General features: G+C 64.4%; 19 protein-coding genes. 1 reads left to right on the top strand and 18 read right to left on the bottom strand.

The genetic code is table 11. The features are described from left to right. Positions 1–395: 395 nt before the first annotated feature. The 6 genes from IGW04_RS23195 to IGW04_RS23220 all read right to left on the bottom strand — a co-directional run bounded on the left by IGW04_RS23195 (position 396) and on the right by IGW04_RS23220 (position 6,447). A complete protein-coding gene (locus tag IGW04_RS23195) occupies positions 396–1,334 on the bottom strand; it encodes a CysB family HTH-type transcriptional regulator (RefSeq protein WP_194715476.1) in 939 nt (312 codons plus the stop codon). Between the two features lie 18 nt (positions 1,335–1,352). After that, positions 1,353–2,426 carry a sulfate/molybdate ABC transporter ATP-binding protein gene (locus IGW04_RS23200; RefSeq protein ID WP_194715477.1) on the bottom strand — a complete coding sequence of 358 codons (1,074 nt, stop codon included), beginning with the start codon at positions 2,424–2,426 and terminating at the stop codon, positions 1,353–1,355. Positions 2,427–2,431: 5 nt separating this feature from the next. Beyond that, positions 2,432–3,328, bottom strand: coding sequence for a sulfate ABC transporter permease subunit CysW (gene cysW / locus IGW04_RS23205; protein WP_194715478.1), 897 nt, complete (start codon positions 3,326–3,328; stop codon positions 2,432–2,434). After that, the gene (gene cysT, locus IGW04_RS23210; RefSeq protein WP_228527344.1) at positions 3,328–4,182 is read right to left on the bottom strand and encodes a sulfate ABC transporter permease subunit CysT; all 855 of its coding nucleotides are present in this window, start codon (positions 4,180–4,182) and stop codon (positions 3,328–3,330) included. Before cysT ends, cysW begins: the two co-directional genes overlap by 1 nt. A 443-nt stretch (positions 4,183–4,625) precedes the next feature. Beyond that, positions 4,626–5,633: a sulfate ABC transporter substrate-binding protein gene (locus tag IGW04_RS23215; protein WP_194715480.1), complete on the bottom strand. Its 1,008-nt coding sequence runs from the start codon at positions 5,631–5,633 to the stop codon at positions 4,626–4,628. Positions 5,634–6,228: 595 nt separating this feature from the next. Beyond that, positions 6,229–6,447 (bottom strand): hypothetical protein, encoded by a 219-nt coding sequence (locus IGW04_RS23220; RefSeq protein WP_194715481.1) that lies wholly within the window; start codon positions 6,445–6,447, stop codon positions 6,229–6,231. Between IGW04_RS23220 and IGW04_RS23225 the strand changes: the two genes are divergently transcribed. Next, positions 6,434–7,486 (top strand): sulfate ABC transporter substrate-binding protein, encoded by a 1,053-nt coding sequence (locus IGW04_RS23225; protein ID WP_323744895.1) that lies wholly within the window; start codon positions 6,434–6,436, stop codon positions 7,484–7,486. The two genes, IGW04_RS23220 and IGW04_RS23225, sit on opposite strands and share 14 nt — an antisense overlap. A 215-nt stretch (positions 7,487–7,701) precedes the next feature. Here the strand turns inward: IGW04_RS23225 and cheA are convergent, their stop codons facing one another. From cheA to IGW04_RS23285, 12 genes are all read right to left on the bottom strand, one after another. Further along, positions 7,702–9,696 (bottom strand): chemotaxis protein CheA, encoded by a 1,995-nt coding sequence (gene cheA / locus IGW04_RS23230; RefSeq protein ID WP_194715482.1) that lies wholly within the window; start codon positions 9,694–9,696, stop codon positions 7,702–7,704. A 51-nt stretch (positions 9,697–9,747) separates the two neighbouring features. Then, positions 9,748–10,113 carry a response regulator gene (locus IGW04_RS23235; protein ID WP_194715483.1) on the bottom strand — a complete coding sequence of 122 codons (366 nt, stop codon included), beginning with the start codon at positions 10,111–10,113 and terminating at the stop codon, positions 9,748–9,750. 66 nt (positions 10,114–10,179) lie between these two features. Further along, positions 10,180–10,707, bottom strand: a complete 528-nt coding sequence (locus IGW04_RS23240) for a chemotaxis protein (RefSeq protein WP_194715484.1) — start codon at positions 10,705–10,707, stop codon at positions 10,180–10,182. 33 nt (positions 10,708–10,740) lie between these two features. Next, positions 10,741–11,889, bottom strand: coding sequence for a flagellar motor protein MotB (motB, locus tag IGW04_RS23245; RefSeq protein WP_194715485.1), 1,149 nt, complete (start codon positions 11,887–11,889; stop codon positions 10,741–10,743). A gap of 24 nt (positions 11,890–11,913) precedes the next feature. Further along, positions 11,914–12,774: a flagellar motor stator protein MotA gene (gene motA / locus IGW04_RS23250; RefSeq protein ID WP_194715486.1), complete on the bottom strand. Its 861-nt coding sequence runs from the start codon at positions 12,772–12,774 to the stop codon at positions 11,914–11,916. 176 nt (positions 12,775–12,950) lie between these two features. Beyond that, positions 12,951–13,766 carry a class I SAM-dependent methyltransferase gene (locus tag IGW04_RS23255; RefSeq protein WP_228527345.1) on the bottom strand — a complete coding sequence of 272 codons (816 nt, stop codon included), beginning with the start codon at positions 13,764–13,766 and terminating at the stop codon, positions 12,951–12,953. Then, a complete protein-coding gene (gene flhC, locus IGW04_RS23260; RefSeq protein ID WP_194715487.1) occupies positions 13,747–14,292 on the bottom strand; it encodes a flagellar transcriptional regulator FlhC in 546 nt (181 codons plus the stop codon). Before flhC ends, IGW04_RS23255 begins: the two co-directional genes overlap by 20 nt. 33 nt (positions 14,293–14,325) lie before the next feature. Further along, positions 14,326–14,643 (bottom strand): flagellar transcriptional regulator FlhD, encoded by a 318-nt coding sequence (gene flhD / locus IGW04_RS23265; protein WP_194715488.1) that lies wholly within the window; start codon positions 14,641–14,643, stop codon positions 14,326–14,328. An 805-nt stretch (positions 14,644–15,448) separates the two neighbouring features. Then, entirely contained in the window at positions 15,449–16,639 is a 1,191-nt protein-coding gene (locus tag IGW04_RS23270) for a hybrid sensor histidine kinase/response regulator (protein ID WP_194715489.1), read from the bottom strand. Further along, on the bottom strand, positions 16,639–17,235 hold the full coding sequence (locus IGW04_RS23275; protein WP_194715490.1) for a chemotaxis protein CheB: 597 nt from the start codon (positions 17,233–17,235) through the stop codon (positions 16,639–16,641). Before IGW04_RS23275 ends, IGW04_RS23270 begins: the two co-directional genes overlap by 1 nt. Before the next feature lie 11 nt (positions 17,236–17,246). Then, on the bottom strand, positions 17,247–18,065 hold the full coding sequence (locus IGW04_RS23280) for a CheR family methyltransferase (RefSeq protein ID WP_194715491.1): 819 nt from the start codon (positions 18,063–18,065) through the stop codon (positions 17,247–17,249). After that, a complete protein-coding gene (locus IGW04_RS23285; protein WP_194715492.1) occupies positions 18,062–21,583 on the bottom strand; it encodes a response regulator in 3,522 nt (1,173 codons plus the stop codon). Before IGW04_RS23285 ends, IGW04_RS23280 begins: the two co-directional genes overlap by 4 nt. Between the last annotated feature and the right edge of the window lie 899 nt (positions 21,584–22,482).

Below are 22,482 nucleotides of genomic sequence, written 5' to 3' on the forward strand. Positions count from 1 at the left end.
GCAACATGATTTGCTGTATGGCCCATTCCCGGACTGGCTCCGGATGTCGTTTCTTCATTGCTCACTCGCTATCGCCCTCCAGGTTGTTGGATATCAGTGGATGCGACAACTAGCCTGACATAGAGGGCAAAGCAAAAGAAGTGGGTCGCCCGCCGGCGCGAACTCCCTCTTCGTCTCCGCGGCGGTGCAGCCGCCTTGCGTTATCCGGCAACGACGCGGCAGCTCCGCCGCTTTGGCTCGCACGGACAAACAACAGGTCAATGCAAAGGCTGCGCTTGATCGACCGCTTGGTGGAATGCCCCTTCGGGGTATTCCACCCTACGACAGACGCTGCGGCTTGTCCGCTGCGGGCACCGCTGACATGGCGCGCTCAATGGGACGACACCATAGCCACGCTACAAATCCACCCGCCCCGACCCGCTAAGCGCAGTATCGATATCCCCCCGCGTCAACTCCGGCGCAAATTGCAGGATGAAGTCATACGTATAAGACCGCAGATAAGCCGCCCGACGCACCGCCAGCCGCGTCACGTTCGGCGCGAACAGGTGACTTGAGTCGATAGGCTGCAGCCCCGGGTGCCGGCTGTGCTCGACCGCCATCGAAGCCACGATGCCCACGCCCATGCCCAGCGCGACATACTGCTGGATCACGTCCGAATCCATCGCGGTCAGCACGATGTCGGTGGCGATGCCGGCTTCGCGGAAAGCGTCGTCGATGTGGCTGCGGCCGGTAAAGCCAACGTCGTAGGTAATCAGCGGGTACTCCGCGAGCTGGGCCAGCGTCAACTGCTGCGTTGCCAGCAGCGGATGGCCGTCCGGCACCACGACCATGTGATGCCAGCGGTAGCAGGGAAAGGACACCAGGTCGTCGAACTGGCTCAAGCCCTCGGTGGCGATGCCGATGTCGGCCTTGCCCGACATTACCCACTCGGCAATGTGCTCGGGTGAACTCTGCTGCAGCGCGACCCGCACTTCCGGAAAGCGCGCCCGGAAGCTCTGCACCGCCTGCGGCAGCACGTAGCGGGCCTGGGTATGCGTGGTGGCGATGGCCAGCGTGCCGCTCTTGACGCCCGAATATTCCTGGCCGGCCTGCTGCAGGTTTTCTGCTTCCAATAGCAGCCGGTCGATGATGCGCAGGATGTCGCGGCCGGGATTGGTGAGGCCGGTCAGGCGCTTGCCGTTGCGCTCGAAAATCTCCACGCCCAGCTCTTCCTCCAGTTCGCGGATCTGGCGCGACACGCCCGGCTGCGAGGTGAAGAGCGCATTGGCGACTTCGGTCAGGTTGAAGCCGCGCCGCGTGGCTTCCCGTATGGAACGCAGCTGCTGAAAGTTCATCTCCGTTCCCCCGCCCGTCTACACCGCCTCGTCGACAAAGATGCGCAGCCGCTTGGGACGCACCACCAGCCGGTCGCCTTCCTGCACGCCCAGTTCGGCATAGCGCTCGCTGGGCACCACCGCTTCCAGCAGGTCGCCATTGTCTGCGCGCTCCAGGTCGAGCTGGGCGAGTGGGCCGATCGCATGGGCGCGCTTGAGCCGCACCACGATGCCATCGGTTTCCACGTCCGGCAGATAGCGGTCGATCTCGATGTCATGCGGCCGCACGAAGCCGGTGCCCTTCGCATCGCGCGCACCGCCGTGTTCGGGCGCATCGAAGCTCACGCCCTCCGACTCCAGAACGCCTTCATGCACACGGCCATGGAACAGGTTGACATTGCCCAGGAAGCCGTAGACGAAAGGCGAGGCCGGGTTGTTGTAGACCTCGGCTGGCGCGCCAATCTGCTCGATGTTCCCCTTGTTCATCAGCACGATGCGGTCGGCCACTTCCAGCGCCTCTTCCTGGTCATGGGTGACGAAGATGCTCGTCACATGCAGTTCATCGTGCAGGCGCCGCAGCCAGCGCCGCAGCTCCTTGCGGACCTTGGCGTCCAGCGCGCCGAATGGCTCGTCCAGCAGCAGCACCTTGGGCTCGACCGCCAGCGCGCGTGCCAGCGCGATGCGCTGCCGCTGGCCGCCCGAGAGCTGCGGCGGATAGCGGTCGGCCAGCCAGTCCAGCTGCACCAGCTCAAGCAATTGATGCACGCGGGACCGGATCTGCGCTTCCGACGGCCGCTCCGAGCGCGGCTTGACGCGCAGGCCGAAGGCAATGTTCTCGAACACCGTCATGTGCTTGAACAGCGCATAGTGCTGGAACACGAAACCGACCTGGCGCTCGCGCACATGGCGGTGCGAGGCGTCTTCATTGTCCAGCAGCACCTGGCCGGTATCGGGCCGCTCCAGGCCGGCGATGATGCGCAGCAGCGTGGTCTTGCCGCAGCCGGACGGTCCCAGCAGCGCGGTCAGTTCGCCCGGCTGGAAGCTCAGGGAGATATTGTTGAGCGCCACGAAATTGCCAAAGCGCTTGTTGATGTTTCTGACTTCAATGGCCACGTTGATTACTCCTGATCCGGTTGCGACGTCGCATGATGCAGCCGCCATTCAATAAAACTCTTCAGCGCCAGCGTTACCAGCGCGAGGAAGGCCAGCAGCGAAGCAATCGCGAACGCCGCGGCGAAGTTGTATTCGTTGTAGAGAATCTCGACCTGCAGCGGAATCGTGTTGGTCTGGCCGCGGATATGGCCCGACACGACCGATACCGCGCCGAACTCGCCCATCGCGCGGGCATTACAGAGAATCACGCCGTACAGCAGGCCCCACTTGATGTTGGGCAGGGTCACGTGCCAGAAGGTGCGAAAGCCCGATGCGCCCAGCACCAGCGCGGCTTCCTCCTCCTCGCTGCCCTGCGACTGCATCAGCGGTATCAGTTCGCGCGCCACGAAGGGAAAGGTGATGAAGACCGTGGCCAGCACGATGCCCGGCACGGCGAACAGGATCTTGATGTCATGCGCCTGCAGCCATTCGCCGAACCAGCCCTGGGCGCCAAACAGCAGCACATAGATCAGGCCCGAGATCACCGGCGACACCGAGAACGGCAGGTCGATCAGGGTCAGCAGCAGGCTCTTGCCGCGGAAGTCGAACTTGGCGATGGCCCATGAAGCGGCCACGCCGAACACCAGGTTGAGCGGCACCGCGATGCCGGCCGCGATCAGCGTGAGCTTGATGGCCGCTATCGCATCCGGCTCGGTGACGGAGGTCAGGTAGACTTCCCAGCCCTTCTTGAAGGCTTCGAAGAAGACCGCCACCAGCGGCACGAACAGGAACAGCGTCATGAAGCAGAGCGCCACCGTGACCAGCAGCGCCTTGACCCAGAACGGCTCGGAGATACCGGACGGCGCGTAGGCGGGTTCGATGCGCGACGAGGAAGCGGCGACGGGAGTGGCAACGGCGGACATCAGATTTTCTCCGGCTGGCCGCGCTTGCGGGTCCAGGCTTGCAGCATGTTGATGGTCAGGAGCATCACGAACGACACCAGCAGCATCACGACGGCGATCGCGGTGGCGCCGGCATAGTCGTACTGCTCCAGCTTGGTAATGATGAAGAGCGGCGTGATCTCCGACACCATTGGCATGTTGCCGGCAATGAAGATGACCGAGCCGAATTCGCCTGTGGCGCGGGCAAAGGCCAGCGCGAAGCCGGTCAGCAGCGCCGGCAGGACGGTCGGGAAGATCACGCGGGAAAAGGTCTGCCAGGGATTGGCGCCCAGGCTGGCGGCGGCCTCTTCCAGCTCGCGCTCGACATCCTCAAGCACCGGCTGGACCGTGCGCACCACGAAGGGCAGACCGATGAAGGTCAGCGCCACCACCACTCCCAGCGGCGTGAACGCGACCTTGATGCCCAGCGGCTCAAGGTAACGGCCTATCCAGCCATTGGTGGAATACAGCGCCGTCAGCGCAATGCCCGCCACCGCGGTGGGCAGCGCGAACGGCAGGTCGACCATCGCGTCGATGATGCGCTTGCCGGGAAAGCGGTAACGCACCAGCACCCAGGCGACGATCCCGCCAAACAGCACGTTCAGCGCGGCGGCGATCAGCGACGCGCCAAAGGTCAGCCGGTAGGAAGCCATCACGCGGTCGGACGTCACTGCGCTCCAGAACGCTTCCCAGGTCATGGTGAAGGTCTTGAAGAAGACTGCCGACAAGGGGATCAGAACGATCAGGCTGAGATAGAACACCGTAAAGCCCAGCGATAGCCCGAAACCAGGCATGACCCGGAAACTGCCGCGGGCGCGGGGTGGCAATGTTGACATGGCAGCTTGCATTATGCTTATAACCGAGGCGATTAACAGGCCGGCATAATCGCACTAAATTGTTATAAGGCAAAATATTTTATTTGCATTCTTATAGAAGAAAATTGCATAAGGCGGTTGATAACCGGACACGCTTGGCAGCATCTGCTCTGGTCAGACTGCGCCCGGCGTTGCATCTTGTAGCGCACTACGGTCACCTGCTCCAGCGTGCGGAACACCGGCTGCAAGGTAAAGACATGGCTGGTTCCAGGGGCGGCCCTACACCGCCAATGGCATGGCCAGTCCGCGCATGCCGGCCAAGGCGGCCGCCACTAACAGGCTGTCGATGCGCTTGAACACCAGGCCAATGCCCCGGCCGGAGCAAGCCTGCGCCGGCTCATGCGCGGCGGCCGCGGTGATGATGCCCTGGTCTTCGAAATCGCCGATGGATGATTGCTGAGGGCTTATTTCTTGCCCGGCTGGTAAATCTGGTCGAACACGCCGCCGTCGGCGAAGTGCGCCTTTTGCGCATGCTGCCAGTCCCCTGCCACCTCGGCCAGCGTGAACAGCTTGAGCCTGGGGAACTGGGCCGCGTATTTGGCTGCGGCCTTGCCGGTTGCGGGACGATAGTAATTCTTCGCGATGATTTCCTGGCCTTCGTCGGTGTAGAGGAATTGCAGATAGGCTTCGGCCACCTTGCGGGTGTTGTGCTTGTCGACGTTCCTGTCGACCACGGCCACCGGCGGCTCGGCCAGGATGCTGGCCGATGGCGCGACGACCTCTACCTTGTCCGGCCCCAGTTCCCTGATGGCCAGGATGGCCTCGTTTTCCCAGGCAATCAGCACGTCGCCGATGCCGCGTTCGACGAAGGTGGTGGTGGCGCCGCGCGCGCCCGAGTCCAACACCGGCACGTTGCGGTACAGTTTGCCGAGGAAGTCGCGGGCGCTGGCTTCATTGGCGCCCGGCTGCTTCAACGCATAGCCCCATGCCGCGAGGTGATTCCAGCGCGCGCCGCCCGAAGTCTTGGGGTTGGGCGTAATGACCGACACGCCCGGCCTGACCAGGTCGTTCCAGTCCTTGATGTCCTTGGGATTGCCCTTCCTGACCAGGAACACGATGGTGGAGGTATAGGGCGAGGCATTGTGCGGCAGGCGCTTCTGCCAGTCCGGCGCGAGCAGCTTGCGTTCGCCGATGGCATCGATGTCATAACCCAGCGCCAGCGTCACCACGTCCGCTTCCAGGCCGTCGATCACCGAGCGCGCCTGCTTGCCAGAGCCGCCATGCGACTGCCGTATTTTCACGTCGTCACCCGTTTTCGCTTTCCAGTGCGCGGCGAAGGACTTGTTGATGTCCTGATAGAGTTCGCGGGTCGGGTCGTATGAAACATTGAGCAGGTTGACCTCGGCCGCCTGCAGGGCCGGCGCGGCCAGCGACAGGACAAGCGCGAGGGACAGAAGCGGCTTGTGCAGCATGATGTGATCTCCGAACGCGTATTAACTAGAGAACGCAGATTACTGGCTACCTACCCGTCCACCAACGAATGGTTTTGCAGGCGCTTATCACCTCGGCTCATAAGGATAATTTCGCGCTTGCATATGCGACAGCCGCATATGCAAGCGCGCTTGGCGCTTGCCGGCAGGCGGAGCGACCGCTGTCGTGAAGCGGCGCATGGCGCGCAGCATCGGGAAGCGCCACATGTGACGGGAAACCCGGAGGGTCAGAGATCCGGGAGCGTTGGGGTTGGACGGCGACGCCGGCGAGTATTCAGGGCCGCCACGGATCTGGTCTCGGCGGTTGCGGGTGCCTTGCCGGTGCAGCGGCTTTGAAATTGAAGATACAGTTGCCGTTCAACTTCACGTTGAGCGCGCCATGACGGCGGTGCCTGAGGCGGACAAGGTGCGGCTTCTGTCCGAGCACGGGTGCTTTGCCGCCATAGGTAAAACGGCAGGCAGATCCAGAGCCTCAGCCTGAGGCCGCCTGGCGGAATGCCCCTGCGGGGTATTCCGCCCTACGACTACGACAGACACTGCGCCTTGTCCGCTTCAGGCATCGACAACCACTACAGTCTCATTCCTGAAATAACCAAAGTGCCCAAAAACCCGGCCAGGACAGCAGCATCTCCAAAACCGGCCGAATCGACGCATGCAGTCCTTCCCCAGAACCGCGAAAGCCACGCCGCATCAAGGGTGCGGCACATGCGCCGTGAACATCATCCAATGATGCGGGCCGATTTTTGGCACAATAGCCGCCTTCATTCATTTTGGGAGAGACTATGTCCATCACCATGAGCGCGCCGCGGCGCGCACCGCTATTCGGGAAGCTGCGCAGCGCGCTGGGCGGCATCGCCGGCGTCGCTGCGGTTACGCTGGCGCTCGGCGTGGCTGCGCCGGCCCGCGCCGACACCACGCTGCTCAACGTGTCCTATGACGTGGCACGCGAACTCTTCAAGGACATCAACCCCTTGTTCATCGCCGACTGGAAACAGAAGACCGGCGAAACCATCACCATCAACCAGTCGCATGGCGGCTCTTCCAAGCAGGCGCGCTCGGTGGCCGATGGCCTGGAGGCCTCGGTGGTGACGATGAACCAGGCCAATGACATCGACATGCTGGCCAAGCGCGGCCTGGTGGCGGCGGACTGGAACAAGAAGTTCCCCAACAATGCCGCGCCGTTCTACTCGACCATGGTCTATCTGGTCAGGAAAGGCAACCCGAAAGGCATCAAGGACTGGGAAGACCTGGCCAAGCCGGACGTGAAGGTGGTGATCCCTAATCCCAAGACCGCCGGCAACGGCCGCTACACCTATCTGGCGGCATGGGGCTCGGTGCTGCAGAAAGGCGGCAATGAAGCCCAGGCGCGCGAACTGGTCGGCAAGATCTTCAAGAACGTGCCGGTGCTGGACTCGGGCGGACGCGCCGCCACCACCACCTTCACCCAGCGTGAAATCGGCGACGTGCTTGTGACCTTTGAAAACGAAGTGCAGCTGGTGAAGAAGGAAATGGGCCAGAACTTCGATATCGTCTACCCGGCTTCCTCGATCCTGGCCGAGTCGCCGGTGGCGGTGGTGGACAAGGTGGTGGATCGCAAGGGCATCCGCAAGCAGGCAACCGTCTACCTGCAGTACCTCTATACCGAACCGGCCCAGGAAGTGATCGCGCAGCATTTCTTCCGTCCGCGTTCGGAAGCGGTGCTGAAGAAGCACAGCGCCTCGTTCAAGCCGGTGAAGCTGTTTACCGTGGATGATGTCTTTGGCGGCTGGGATGCCGCGCAGAAGAAGCATTTCGACGACGGCGGCGAGTTCGACAAGATCTACCAGAAGAAGTAAGACCGGTCCAGGCAAGTCACGGGGCTGGATCAATATCAGCTCGTAGGGTGCAATACCCCGCAGGGGCATTGCACCATCGGCGGTGAAACGACAGGCCTGTGCCAGGTACTGCCTTGATTGACAGCCGGTGCAATGCTCCTTTCAGGGTATTGCACCGCGCACGGCCGGAGAACGCGAACAGGTCACGACTCCACGCCGGCGCATTTCCCTTCCGCTCAGGCGAAATCCGCCTGCTCCATCGCCTGCCGCTTTCCATAGCCGCGCAGCAGCATGGCCACATCGAGGATCAGCGAGACGCCGCCATCGCCCAGTATGGTGGCGCCCGAGATGCCTGCCACCTTGCGGTAATTCGATTCCAGGTTCTTCACCACCACCTGCTGCTGGCCCACCAGTTCGTCCAGCAGCAGCGCGGCGCGGGTGCCTTCCGATTCCAGTATCACCAGGATGCCCTCGGCCGGGTCGGTGCAGCGGGCATCGATGCCGAACAGCGCATGCAGCGCAATCAGCGGCAGGTACTCGCCGCGCACCTTCACCACCCGGCCCTGGCCGGCGATGTCCTTCACGTCCTGCCGCGCCGGCTGCAGCGACTCCACCACATAGCCCAGCGGCAGGATATAGATTTCGTCGCCGACCCGCACCGACATGCCGTCCAGGATGGCCAGCGTCAGCGGCAGCGAGATCGAGATGGTGGTGCCGAAGCCACGCGCACTGCGGATGTCGACCGCGCCGCCCATGGCGGTGATGTTGCGCTTGACCACGTCCATGCCGACGCCGCGGCCAGAGACATCGGTCACTTCCTCTGCGGTGGAAAAGCCGGGAGCGAAAATCAGCTGCCAGACATCGGCATCGGCCATGTCGTCCGACACCGGCAGGCCGTTCTGGCGCGCCTTGGCCAGGATGCGCTCGCGATTCAGGCCGCCGCCGTCGTCGCTGACTTCGATCACGATATTGCCGCCCTGGTGCGCGGCAGACAGCGACAGCTTGCCGGTTTCCAGCTTGCCAGCGGCGGCGCGCACGGCCGGCGTCTCGATGCCGTGGTCGACGCTGTTGCGCACCAGGTGGGTCAGCGGATCGATGATGCGTTCGATCAGGCCCTTGTCAAGCTCGGTGGCGGCGCCGTAGGTGATGAAGTCGACCTTCTTGCCGAGCTTGACCGCCAGGTCCCGCACCATGCGCGGGAAGCGCGAGAACACATAGTCCATCGGCATCATGCGGATCGACATCACCGCTTCCTGCAGGTCGCGGGTGTTGCGGGTCAGCTGCGACACGCCCGACAGCAGCCGCTCATGCTGCATCGGGTCAAGCGCGGCGCAGCGCTGCTCGATCATGGCCTGGGTGATCACCAGCTCGCCCACCAGGTTGATCAGCTGGTCCACCTTTTCCACCGACACCCGGATCGACGACGACTCCAGGCTGGCGGCCTTTTCGGCATTGGCCGCGCGCACCGCCGGCAGTTCGGCATGCGCGTTCACCTGCGGCGCATCGTCGATGGCGGGCGCCGGCTCGGGCAGCGGCTCGAAGAAGCCATAGCTGCCGTCGGGCGCGGTATAGCCCTGCGCATCGTCCTCGGCGATCTTTACGTCCGATGGGTCGATGATGAAGGAACAGATGGCCAGCACGTCGTCCACGCTTTCGGTCGTGTCAAGCAGCAGCATGGCGCCGCCTTCGGGCAGGATTTCCTCTGTCAGGCTGCCCATCAGCGCCAGCTCGGCCGCCAGTGCGTCGATGTCTTCCCGCTTCAGCGGCGGCAGGGCCAGGCGCAGGCGGCGGGCGCTGTCGGTGCCCGGCGCGGCGCTGGCCTGCGGCGCGGCGCATGCCGCGGTTGTGCAGGACAGGGCTTCGAGGCGCGCCCGCACCGACTGCACCGCTTCCTGGTCCACCTCGGCGCCATGCCGGTGGCCGTCGAGCTGCATCTTCAGCACATCCTTGGCAGCGAAGAAAGCCTCCACATGGGCCGGGCTGATCGCCATTTCGCCGCGCCGCAGCCGGTCCAGCAGCGACTCCAGCACATGGGTCACCTCGGTCATGTCGGTCTGGCCGAAGGTGGCGGCGCCGCCCTTGATGGAATGGGCGGTACGGAAGATGGCGGCCAGTTGCTCCATGTCCGGCGCGTCGGTGTCGAGCGCCAGCAGCAGGCGCTCCATCTCGGCCAGCAGTTCCTCGGCCTCTTCAAAAAACACCAGGAAGAACTGGCTGATATCGATGCTCATGCTGCAATCCTCATGCAATGGACCAATGGACAATGCGGCGTGGCGCCACGCTCAACCGATGACCTTGCGCACCACTTCGGTCAGGCGATTCGGGTCGAAGGGCTTGACCAGCCAGCCGGTGGCGCCGGCGGTGCGGCCCTTGTTCTTCATCTCGTCGCTGGACTCGGTGGTCAGCATCAGGATCGGCACCCGGCTGTACGCCGGCAGCGCGCGCAGTGAACGGATCAGGGTCAGTCCGTCCATGTTGGGCATGTTCTGGTCGGTCAGCACCAGGTCGAATTGCTTCTGCTTCGCCTTGTCCAGGCCGTCGCGGCCATCGACCGCTTCGGTCACCTGATAGCCTGCGGCCTTCAGGGTGAATACCAGCATCTGACGCAGTGAGCCCGAATCGTCCACTGCCAGGATTGTCTTCGCCATCGTGATTCTCGCTTCGCTTGTTGTCTTGTTCAGTATCGTGTTGCCCGTTTGGCGTGCTGTCCGGATTCAGAACAGCGTGATGTCGCCGCTTTCCATGTGATGCTGCTCGACGCTGCGCATGAGCTGGCCATCCAGCTCCCGGCTCTGCATCGCCAGCGTTTCGCGCAACCGCTCCATCTGCGCCAGGTCGCCGGCTGCCAGCTCGCGCGCGCCGGCAACCATGTCGGCCAGGATGCTGCGCAGGCCGGCGACACGGCGGCCCGCATGGGCAATCAGCTGGCTGGTCATGTCCTCGAACTGCAGGGCCGTCACCATCGCCCGGACCTGCTGCTCGATGTCGGCGCCGGCCGCATGCAGGCGTGCGCAGTCGGCCTCGCTGGCGGCGCGCTGCAGCGCCTGCGCGGCATCGCTCTGCTCGGCCACCGCCGAGTGCAGCGCGCTGAAGCCGGCCGAGAGGCGCTCTATCGCTTCGGTCAGCAGCAGGCGGGTCTGCGCCAGGTCGGCCTGGACTTCCTCGAGATGCGACATGCCTTCGGCGCTGACATCGGTCAGCAGCCGGCCGAGCTCGCGTACTTCGGTATCCTGAATCGTCATTGAACGTCCATCGTGGTTTGCCGCATCAAACACCTAATACTTGATCGCGCCGCCAGCTTCCCGCCGCGCCGTGACCGATGCTGCCGCAGCGCTTGCCTGCGCCGCCACCGTGGCGGCGTTAGGTGGCGCGGCCGGCGCCGGCGCCGGTGCTGCGGGCGCTGCGGCCGGCGCGGGCGCGGATACCGGCGCAGGCAGGGCGACCGGGGCGACCGCACCTGCCGCTGCCGGCGCCGGGCCCGGCACGGCCGGCGGGATGCCGGCGCCCTGGAGCAACGCTGGCTCGGCCTGTTTTTCCTCGCTGATATCGAGCGCGCTGCCGCCATCGCGGGCCGCGCTTTCCTCGGCTTTCTTGTTCATCACGATGATGGAGATGCGGCGGTTGATCGGATTCAGCGGATTCTGCTGGTCCATCAGCACGGCGGACGACAGGCCCACCACCCGCACCACCTTGCCGTCTTCCATGCCGCCGGCGATCAGTTCGCGGCGCGAGGCGTTGGCCCGGTCGGCCGACAACTCCCAGTTGCTGTAGCCCTTGTCGCCGGTGGAATACGGCGTGGCGTCGGTATGGCCGGACAGGCTGATCTTGTTGGGCATGTCATTGAGCACCCGGCCGATCTCGCGCAGGATCTCGCGGGTATAGGGTTGCAGCTCGGCCTTGGCGCTGGCAAACATCGGGCGGTTCTGGGCATCGACGATCTGGATGCGCAGGCCTTCGGTGGTGATGTCCATCAGCAGCTGCTTCTTGAACTGCTTGAGCGTCTGATTGGCTTCGATGGCCGCCTCGATGCGCGACTTCAGGCCCTTGAGCTTGTCGGCCTCGATGCGCTCCAGTTCCTGCTGCACGCCCTTCAGGTCATAGCTTTTCTTGACCGGCGGGTCTTCGCCCTTCTTGACCTGGCCTTCCTTGCGGGTCAGGTCGCGGCCGCCGCCCTGGATCACGCTGGCGCTGTCGCCGGCGCCCGAGCCGCCGGCCATGGCGACCTTCAGCGGCGTCGAGAAATATTCGGCGATGCCCTGCAGGTCGCCCTTGGCGGTGGAGCCGAGCAGCCACATCAGCAGGAAGAAGGCCATCATCGCGGTGACGAAGTCGGCATAGGCGATCTTCCAGGCGCCGCCATGATGGCCGCCCGCCACTTTCTTGATGCGCTTGACTACGATGGGGCGCAGGTTGTCGTCAGCCATATTCCGGGTTTTCCGTTCCGATCCTTACTTCGACTTGGCCTGCTTGATGTGCTCTTCCAGTTCCTTGAAAGACGGGCGCTCGGTGGAAAACAGGACCTTGCGGCCGAACTCGATCGCCAGCGCAGGCGCATAGCCGTTCAGGCTGGCCAGCAGGGTCACTTTCACGCACTGGTACATCTTGGTCGACTCGCTCAGCTTCTGCTCCAGCAGGCCGGCCAGCGGGCCGACGAAGCCGTAGGCCAGCAGGATGCCGAGGAAGGTGCCGACCAGCGCATGCGCGATCAGAATGCCGAGTTCGGCCGGCGGCAGGCCCACCGATTCCATCGTATGCACCACGCCCATCACCGCCGCCACGATGCCGAAGGCCGGCAGGCCGTCGCCCAGCTTGGCGATGCAGTGGGCAGGCACTTCGCCTTCGTGGTGATGGGTCTCGATCTCGTTGTCCATCAGGTTTTCGATCTGGAACGCGTCCATGTTCCCCGACACCATCAGGCGCAGGTAGTCGGTGATGAACTCGATCATGTGGTGGTCGGCCAGGATGCCGGGATACTTGCCGAAGATCGGGCTTTCCTCCGGCGCGTCGACGTCGCCTTCGATCGACATCAGGCCTTCCTTCCTGACCTTGTTGAGAATTTCCGACAGCAGCGCCATCAGCTCCAGGTACAGGGTCTTGGTGTAGCGCGAACCCTTGAACACGCTGGGCAAGGCCTTGAAGGTGGCCTTGATGGCTTTCGAGTCATTGCCAACGAAGAAGGCGCCCACGGCGGCGCCGCCGATCATCAGCACTTCCAGCGGCTGCCAGAGCGCGGCGAGATGGCCGCCGGCCATGGCGAAGCCACCGAATACCGAGGCCATCACGACCACATAACCGATCAGGACTAACACGTCTTCTCACACTCCGCTTGTTGCGCGCCGCGCCTGCCGCGAGACGGCGTTTGATTTATCAGGGAAACAACCGGAGGCGCCTTCCTTCGCCCCAACAGCCGATCCGGGACGCCTCTGCATGCGGTAACGGCACTGGCGCTAAAAACTTGAGAGGAGGAAATAGTTTGATTGCTTTCCTACATGGTCCAGCCATAGAGCAGCGGCCCGCCCGGCCGGGTCGGCCGCCTGATCTGCGGCGCGGCGCCCGGCACGGCGAACTCATGCGACAGCAGCAGCGTGCCGGGCCGCATCTGGGCGCCCGCCTTGGCCCACAGCTGCGGCATCGCGGCAGGCGACAGATAGGCAAACACCACGTCGTAATCGGCGAAATCGAGCGCCTGGTAGTCGCCGCGCAGGAAGCGGCAGTTGGCGCCGGCATGCCGGCGCAGCCGGCTCACCAGCCACGGCAGCGGCGCCAGCTCGATGCCTTCGACCTGGCAGTCGGGGCGGCGCGCCGCGATGTCCAGCGCCAGGCCGCCCAGGCCGCTGCCGATGTCGATGATGCGCAGCGGCCGCTGCGGCAGCTCCGTCGCCACCGCATCCCATGCCGCGCTGCCCGATGCATAGAACGGCACCTGGGTGCGGAAGGTCGACCAGTAAAGCGCCAGCATGGCAAGGAAGGTGGCCAGGAACAGCCCGGGCGGCAACTGCAGCGCCAGCACGGCCAGCGCCGCCGGCAGGAAGAGGAAATGCATCAGGTGCCACCATGCCGCCTGGCCGCGCCAGCGCGACAGCATCGCCGCCAGCGCGCCCTGCAGGAAGGCGGCGCCGAGCGGCGCAAGCGGAATGCCCGAGCGGACCAGCAACGCCCATGCCAGGCCGGCCAGGCCGAGCGCCGCGAACTGGATCAGGAGCGCCTGCACCGACGGCAGGCGAGACAGGCGCTGGGACTGCGGCTCGGGCGCGGAGGAAACAGCCATCAGGCCATGCGGGTCAGGCGGCAGCCAGCGCATCGTCGCGCGCCTTCTTGGTCTTGCCGGCGCGCGAGGGCATATGGCACAGGCCGCAGGCATAGCCGTGGTTGAGGTCGAAGCTGTGGGTGACGAAGTCGCCACCGCATTCGCAGCATTTGGCGGTGGTCAGCATCTGGCTGTCGAAGAAGCGCACCAGCGTCCAGGCGCGGGTCAGCGACAGCAGCGGCTCCTCGCCAGGCTGCGGCGGCATCTGCTCCAGGTAGAGCTGGTAGGCCTTCATCACCGCCTCGATGCCGGAAAGACCGGCATGCTGGGTCATGTAGCGGTGGATGTTGATGAACAGCGAGGAATGGATGTTGGGCTGCCAGGTGATGAACCAGTCGGTGGAAAACGGCAGCATGCCCTTGGGCGGCGATACGCCCTTCAATTCCTTGTACAGCTTCAGCAGCCGCTCGCGCGACAGCGAGGTTTCCAGTTCCAGCAGCTGCAGCCGGGCGCCCAGCTTGATCAGCTCGATCGCCAGACCGATTTCCTTTGCTTCCGATACCAGACTCTTGTTTGCCATGTCCTCGTCTCCTGAAAGTGTGCGCCGCTGCGATCAGTTGATTTCTTCGACCGGCTGGCCTGCCATCAGGATGGCGGCGTGGGTCTGGGACAGCGCGCGTTCCTTGCTGTGCGAGGTCAGCATGCCGAGGATGGCGGTGTCGTCGAAGCGGAAGCGGGCCAGCATCAGGTTGGCGCTGGCCAGCTTGAGCAGCTGGGCATTGCTCAGGGTTTCCAGCAGGGAGGCGATCTCGGCGCTGATGCCAAGACGGTAGATGGCGCAGGCCTTGTCGGCGCGGATCATTTGCTGCGCCAGCATCAGGTAATTCAGATTTGCGTCGCGAATCTCAGCCATCATGTCATTGGTATTCATTGCCGTTCTCCTGTCCGTTTTGCCGGTTGCCCGGTTGCTTTGCCGATGGAGGAAGTATGTGCGCAATGATTCCTATGGGAAATAAGCTGGAATCTGTATTTCTAGTGAGAACTACTCTGGCGATTCTGTAGGTCTTTGTCTTACAAAGCGCCAGCGCCACTCTCCCCGCACCGGGAAAACGGCGCAGGGAACGGTGCGATGCCAGCGGAGAAAGTCGGGAAAGGCCTCAAGGCGGGTGGCAGTATCGGCTGCAACGGACGGGCGATTCTCTTTCTTTCTGTTGTTTTTGTGCTGCTTTGTTGCTCTTGTACCCATTTACGGCAGCGGCCTGGCCAACTTTAGGGTCCGCGTGAAAAATTTTTCAATTTTTTTTTGCGGGGCCCTGCGGCTATGCCTACAGAGTGAATAACGGCGGCGGCGCCGGGAAATTTAGGGTCGTCCGAAAATTCCTTAACACCCTGCCCGATCACCCTCAGGCCTTGCCCTGCCGCCGCGTCCTAGGGTGGAATACCCAAAGGGGCATTCCACCACATCGTCATGACGACAGTGCAAAGTGCAATCTTCCTGCCGACTTCAACGCCAAAGGCAAGGCGGCCCCGCAGCGACGTAATGCGGCTGGTCGCCAATGCGCATGTCCACCCACAATGACCAGGCCGGGAGCCCGGCCCGGCGGGCGACCCGTCGATCGGGCTTTGCAGCCTTGATCGACCGCTGGTGGAATGCCCCCTTGGGGTATTCCACCCTACGGCAGACGCCGCCCTTTCCCGCTTCGCCCCTCGGCATGGTTGAACGGCAGCCGCATCCCCTATGCCTTGCCCTGCGGCAGGTCCAGCCGGAAGACCGAGCCCTCGCCCGGCGCGCTATGGACGCTGATTTTTCCGCCGTGCGCCTCGACCAGTTGGCGGGTGATGTACAGGCCCAGGCCCAAACCATCAGCCGACTTGCCGCCGCCGCCGCGCTCGAACTGCTGGAAGATGCGCTGCTGGTCCTGCTCCGAGATACCGATCCCGTGGTCGCGCACTTCGATGCGTGCGCCCTCCGGCGTGGCGCCCAGCCCTACTTCCACCGGCTTGCCGCCGCCATAGCGCAAGGCATTGGTCAGCAGATTGACCACCACCTGCTCGATGCGGAATTCATCCCACCAGCCCTCCACCGGCTGCGGCGCATGCAGCGTGATGCAGCTGCCCACGGCAAGGGCCTGCTGTTCGAGGTCGTCGATCACGCGCCGCAGCAGGCCGGCCAGCTCGACCTGCGCCGGCCGCACCGACAGCGCGCCGCTGCGGATGCGCGAGACGTCCAGCATGTCGTCGATCAGCCGCACCATGTTGCGTATCTGCCTGTCGTCGCGGGCCACCATCTTGCCGAGCTGCTCCGGCGCGAAGGCTGCCAGGTTGCCGCGCTCGATCTGCATCTTGCGCAACTGGGTTTCGAGGAACAGCGTGTTCAAGGGCGTGCGCAGCTCATGCGCCACCACCGACATGAAGTCGTCGCGCATCTTGACCGCGCGCTCAAGGTCCAGCTGGGTCGCATTGAGCTTTTCCAGCAGCGCCTGCTGCTCGCGCCTGCTCTGCTCCAGGGCTTCCACCTGGCGCCCCATCGCGCTGCGCTGGCGATACATGTCGACGAACACCGCGACCTTGCTCCTGACAGCGTAGCCGTCCAGCGGCTTGTGCAGGAAATCGACCGCGCCGGCCTCATAGCCCTTGAACGCATGGTTGAGTTCGCGCCCGGCGGCGCTGACGAAGACGATCGGGATACGCCGGGTGCGGCCGGTGCTGCGCATCAGCTCGGCCAGTTCGAAGCCGTTCATGCCCGGCATCTGAACGTCCAGGATGGCCAGGGCGAATTCATGTTCCAGCAGCAGGGTCAGCGCCGCTTCGCCTGAGGCGGCCGGATAAACCGCCAGGTCGTCGCGCCGGATCAGCGCTTCCAGCGCGATCAGGTTTTCCGGCAGATCGTCGACGATCAGGATATTGGCGCTTTCAGAGGTGTCCATCAGTGCTTGTCCAGTTCAAGTAGCAGCGCATGGATGCCGGCCAGTCCAAGGACATGATCGGGCGCGCGGCGGGCGATGGCGGCCTGTGGCATGGTCGAGACCGCCGCTTCGTTCGGGTCCTGCACGATGGTCAGGCCCCCCTGCTCGCCGATGCGGGCCAGGCCGTCCGCGCCGTCTTCATTGGCGCCGGTCAGGAGGATGCCGGCCAGCCGCTCGCCCCAGGCGTCCGCCGCCGATTCCATCATCACGTCGATCGACGGCCGCGAATAATGCACCGGCGGGTCGCAGCTGAGCGACAGGCTCAGGTCCTGCTCGACCAGCAGGTGGTAGCCGCCGGGCGCCACATACAGCGTGCCGGGCTGGATGCTCTCCTTGTCGGCGGCTTCCCGCACCGGCAGGTTCATGCGCGCGCCCAGCACTTCGGCAAGACGGCTGTCGCCATGGCTGGGCAGGTGCAGCACCGCCAGCAGCGGCAGGTGGTAGCCGGAGGGCAGCTGCGTCAGGATGGCCAGCAGCGCCTCCAGGCCACCGGCGGAGGCGCCGATCACCACGGCGTCGACGCCGCGCCCTGCCAGATCGAATGCCGGGGTCGCCATTGCCGCGCCGCTCACAGCTTGCGGTACAGGCGCTCTCGCCTGTCCAGGGTTTCGAAGCGCTCCTTGCAGGCGGAAAAATCCATGCTTTCCTTGGAGCCCAGGCCCAGGAAGCCGCGGTGGCACAGCGATGCATGGAACAAGCCCAGCGCCCGGTCCTGCAGCTTGCGGTTGAAATAGATCAGCACATTGCGGCAGGACACCAGGTGGGTCTCGGAAAACACATTGTCGGTCGCCAGGCTATGGTCGGCGAAGGTCACGTTGGCCGCCAGGGAGCGGTCAAGCAGCGCCGCGTCATAGGCGGCGGTGTAGTAGTCCGAGAGCTGGCGCTTGCCGCCCGCCCTTTGGTAATTGTCGGCATAGCGCTCCATCGCCGCCAGCGGGAAGATGCCGCGCCGCGCCTTGTCCAGCGATGCCGGATTGATGTCGGTGCCATAGATCAGCGAGCGCTCCAGCAGGCCTTCCTCATGCAGCAGGATGGCAAGCGAATACACTTCCTCGCCGGTGCTGCAGCCCGCCACCCAGACCTTGATGGATGGATAGGTCTGCAGCAGCGGCACCACGTCGCGCCGCAACGCGAGATAGTAGGACGGGTCGCGGAAAATCTCGGATACCGGAATCGTCAGGAACTGCAGCAGCTCATGGAACACCGCCGGCTCGTGCAGCACCCGCGACTGCAGCGCCGAGATGGTGCTGCAGCCGAACTCGGGCAGCGCATGCAGTACGCGGCGCTTGTGGGAAGCGCCGGAATAGTCGCGGAAGTCGTGGCCATAGCGGAGGTAGATGGCCTCGGCCAGCAGCTTCAGCTCGATCTCGGTGGCGTCGCGCTTCATGACGGCAGTCGCTCCAGGTTGGGCAGCCACACCCGCAAGAGCGAGAACAGCCGGTCCAGGTCGATCGGCTTGGCGAGGTAGTCGCTGGCGCCGGCCCTGAGGCACTGCTCATGGTCGTCGCGCATGGCCTTGGCGGTGACGGCGATGATGGGCAGCTTGGCGAAGCGGGCATCGGTGCGGATCCGGCGCGTGGCCTCCAGCCCGTCCATCACCGGCATCATCACATCCATCAGCACCAGGTCCACATCCGGCGCCGCATCGAGCTTGGCGATGGCCTCCTCGCCGTTGCGCGCGATCTCCACCGCCAGTCCCTTCTGCTCCAGCGCGCTGGTCAGCGCAAAGATGTTGCGCACATCATCATCGACCAGCAGGATGCGCCGCCCCTGGAACACATGGTCGCGGCTGCGGGCCGATTTCAGCATTGCCTGCCGTTCCACCGACAGCTCCGATTCCACCTTGTGCAGGAACAGCGTGACTTCATCGAGCAGCCGCTCCGGCGAGCGGGCGCCCTTGATGATGATGGAGCGCGAATATTTCATCAGGTCGGCCTCTTCCTCGCGCGTGAGGTTGCGGCCGGTGTAGACGATCACGGGCGGGAATGGCTGCAGGCCCTGCTGCGACATGCGCCGCAACAGCTCGCGGCCCTGCATGTCGGGCAGCTTCAGGTCGATGATCATGCAGTCGAACTGGGTTTGCCCCAGCAGGGCCAGCGCCTCGGCGCCGGTGGCCACCGCGGTGATCTCCACGTCCTCGTCGCTGATCAGGTGGGTCACGCTATCGCGCTGGCGCGCATCGTCCTCCACCAGCAGGATGTGCTTCATCTTGCGGGTGTAGCGCTCCTCCAGCCGCTGGAACACCTCCCTCAGCTCCTCGCGCGAGGCCGGCTTCTGCGCATAGCCGATCGCGCCCATGTGCAGCGCCGCCTCGCTGCGGTCCTCGGAGGACACCACATGCACCGGGATATGGCGGGTGGCCGGGTCTTCCTTCAATTGCTGCAGCAGCGACAGGCCGGGCCGGTCGGGCAGGCGCATGTCCAGCAGCACGGCGCTGGGCAGGAATTGTCGCGCCAGCTGCAGCCCTTCGTCGGCGCCCTGCGCCACCAGGCAGCGATAGCCCATTTCACGGGCAAGGTCATACAGGATGCCGGCAAAGGCCGGCTCGTCCTCCACCACCAGCACGGCGCGGCGCTCGTCGGGCGCGGCGGCGCGGTCATCCGGAAACGGCTGGGCAGGCCCTGCGGCAACGGGCTGGGACGATGGGGCCGCTGGCGCTGGCGCGGGCGCTGCGGGACGCATGCGCTCGACCGTGGGCAATGCAATGGCAGCCACAGCCTGTGGCGCATGGGGCACCACCTGCGCCGCCTGTGGCTCCGGCTGCGCGATGCGCCGCGGCATCGTCAGCGTAAAGGTGCTGCCCTGCCCCGGCGTGCTGCTGACGGCAATCTCCCCGCCCAGCAGGCCGGCCAGTTCGCGCGAAATCGACAGGCCCAGGCCGGTGCCGCCATAACGCCGGCTGGTGCCGCCATCGGCCTGACGGAAAGCCTCGAAGATCGCATCCTGCTGCTCCGGCTCGATGCCGATGCCCGAGTCCTTCACCGCGAACACGATGCGCTCGCCCGGCAGCGTCGACAGCGACAGGGTCACGCTGCCGTGCTCGGTGAACTTGATCGCATTCGACAGCAGGTTCTTCAGGATCTGTTCCAGCCGCATGCGGTCGGTATAGAGCGGCGCGGCGCCGGCTTCCTGCTGCTGCACGCGGAAGGCAAGATGCTTTTCCTCGGCCAGCGGCAGGAAGGTGCGCTCCAGGCTGCCGACCAGCTCGTCCACCGTGATCGCTTCCGGCTGCAGCGACATCTGGCCCGCCTCCACCTTGGAGATATCGAGGATGTCATTGATCAGCGCCAGCAGGTCGTTGCCGGACGCATAGATCGACTCGGCGAACTTGATCTGCTCGGCATTGAGATTGCCTGCCTTGTTCTCCGCCAGCAGCTTGGCCAGGATCAGGGAGCTGTTCAACGGCGTGCGCAGTTCATGCGACATATTGGCCAGGAATTCCGACTTGTAGCGGCTGGCCCGCTGCAAGTCATCGGCACGCGCTTCCAGTGCTTCCTGCGCCTGCCGCAGCGCATGGTTCTTCTGGTCCAGCGACACTGCCTGCTCGTTCAGGCGCACGTTGGTCTGTTCCAGTTCGGCCTGCTGATTTTCCAGGCTGGCCTGCGACTCCCGCAGCAGCCGCGACTGCTCTTCCAGCCCCTCGTTGGCGGTGCGCAGTTCCTCCTGCTGCACCTGCAGTTCCTCGTTGAGCTGCTGGGTGTCGGCCAGCGCCGCCTGCAGCCGCTGCCGGTACAGCGCGGCCTCGATTGCAGCGCCCACTGCCGGCGCGACCAGTTCGAGCAATTCAAGATCGCGCGCCTCGACCGGCCGCGCGAAGCCCAGTTCCATCACGCCATTGACCACGCCGCCTTCCTGGATCGGCGCCAGCAGCAGCGCCACCGGCGAGCCGCTGCCCATGCCGGAGCTGATCTTCAGGTAGTTTTCGGGCACGCTGTCGAGCCGTATCACGCGCTTGGCCAATGCGGCCTGCCCCACTAGGCCCTCGCCCGCCGCAATCAGCTGCGGCGACGCTTCGCTTTCCTTTGAGAAGCCGTAGGAAGCGCTGCGACGCAAGGCATTGCCCGGCTCGCGCACATACAGCGCACCGACAGACATGCCCAGATATTCGGCCAGGAAGTCGAGCACGCCGCGCGCCAGCGGCGCCAGCGCCGGCTGCCCGACGATGCGCTCGGCCAGCCGCGTCTGTCCGGCGCGCAGCCAGGCCTGATGCTCCAGCAGCCGGCCATGTTCGCCCTGGTGGGACAGCGCGGCGTTATAGCTTTCCGACAGCCGCAGCAGCTCGCGCCGGCCGAACAGGGCCAGCCCGCCCGCCAGCAGCAGCGACAGCACCAGATACACCGTGACGGTAATTGCCGTAACCCTCCGCGCCTCCTCGCCGCGCGCCTGGCGCCGCTCTTCCTCGATCTTCAGGAAGGCGTCGAACTCGCGCCGCAACTGGTCGAACTCCTGCTTGCCGCGTCCGCTCATTACCAGGCGCAGCCAGTCCCCGTTCGTGCGACGCTGGGCCAGCACTTCCTCGACGAACACAGTCCATTGGTCATGCAGCGACTTGATCAGCCGGATGCGCTGCACCTGCCCTCCATCGTCGCCGACGAGCTGCTCCAGCGCATCGAGCTGCGCCTGCATGCGCGGCTTGCCAAGCCGGTAAGGCTCAAGAAAGCTCTCGTTCCCCGACAGCAGGAAACCGCGCATGCCGGTCTCCTGGTCCACCGCCAGCTTGGCGGCCGCATGGCTCTCGGCGATGACGCGGTCGCTGCGCTCGACCTGGTTCATGGTCGACAGCAGATAGGCAATCAGCGCGACGAAGCCAAGCACGCTGATCACACCGACAATCAGCGGCAGCGCGATGTTGCGATAAAGAATGCGACGGAAGCCGTGCGGATCGACCGCGGGGACAGCAGACATCGTTGCCTTTTGGGTGCGGATGAAAGCAGGAAGTTTACCTGAAGGGTTTGTTTTTCAAGGCTGCAACAGCAGCGGGAATTGTCCGGTTCGACATGGAGGCGGGGTGATGGAGAGAAGGCGTATCTTGCAGATGAAGCCGGAAGTTGCGGGGGATCTGCGGGCGCGGGGACAATCGCTGTTGAATTGGACGTGGCGGTTGCGGTTGTCTTTGACGTACGCGCAGCGACAGTTGCCGTTGCTTTTGAAGTGGCCGTTGCGGTTGCCGTTGTCTTTGACGTACGCGCAGCGACAGTTGCCGTTGCTTTTGAAGTGGCCGTTGCCGTTGCCGTTGCAGTGAAATCCCGTTGAGCGCGCCGTGTCAGCGGTGCCCGGAGCGGATAAGGTGCGGCGTCTGTCTGAGCCAAGCGTAGCTTGGCGAGTTTAGCCGCGCCCCGCTCCGGGTACCGCTGACACGGGCACCCCGCGCAGCGGGGCGCGATCACCGGGTCGCCTTTTTTTGGTTACTTTTTTTGGCGAAGCAAAAAAAGTGACCCGGCCGCCGGGACGGACTCCCGGCTTGTCTCCACGGCAGTGCAACCGCCTTGCGTCACCCGGCAAGGCACGGGCAGCACTGTCGGTGTTGTTGTTGACGTTCGTATTGAAACTTCAAACTTCAAAAGCAACTGCTGCTTCGCAGTGACGCCTTTACGCCGGGTGAAACAAGCCGACTGCACTGTCGTCATGACCAGGCCGGGAGTTCGCCCCGGCGGGCGACCTACTTTTTTTGCTTCGCCCCTCTATGTCAGGCTAGTTGTCGCATCCACTGATATCCAACAACCTGGAGGGCGATAGCGAGTGAGCAATGAAGAAACGACATCCGGAGCCAGTCCGGGAATGGGCCATACAGCAAATCATGTTGC

The organism is Noviherbaspirillum soli (genome assembly GCF_015352955.1).
Taxonomy (GTDB): Bacteria; Pseudomonadota; Gammaproteobacteria; order Burkholderiales; family Burkholderiaceae_D; genus Noviherbaspirillum_A; species Noviherbaspirillum_A soli.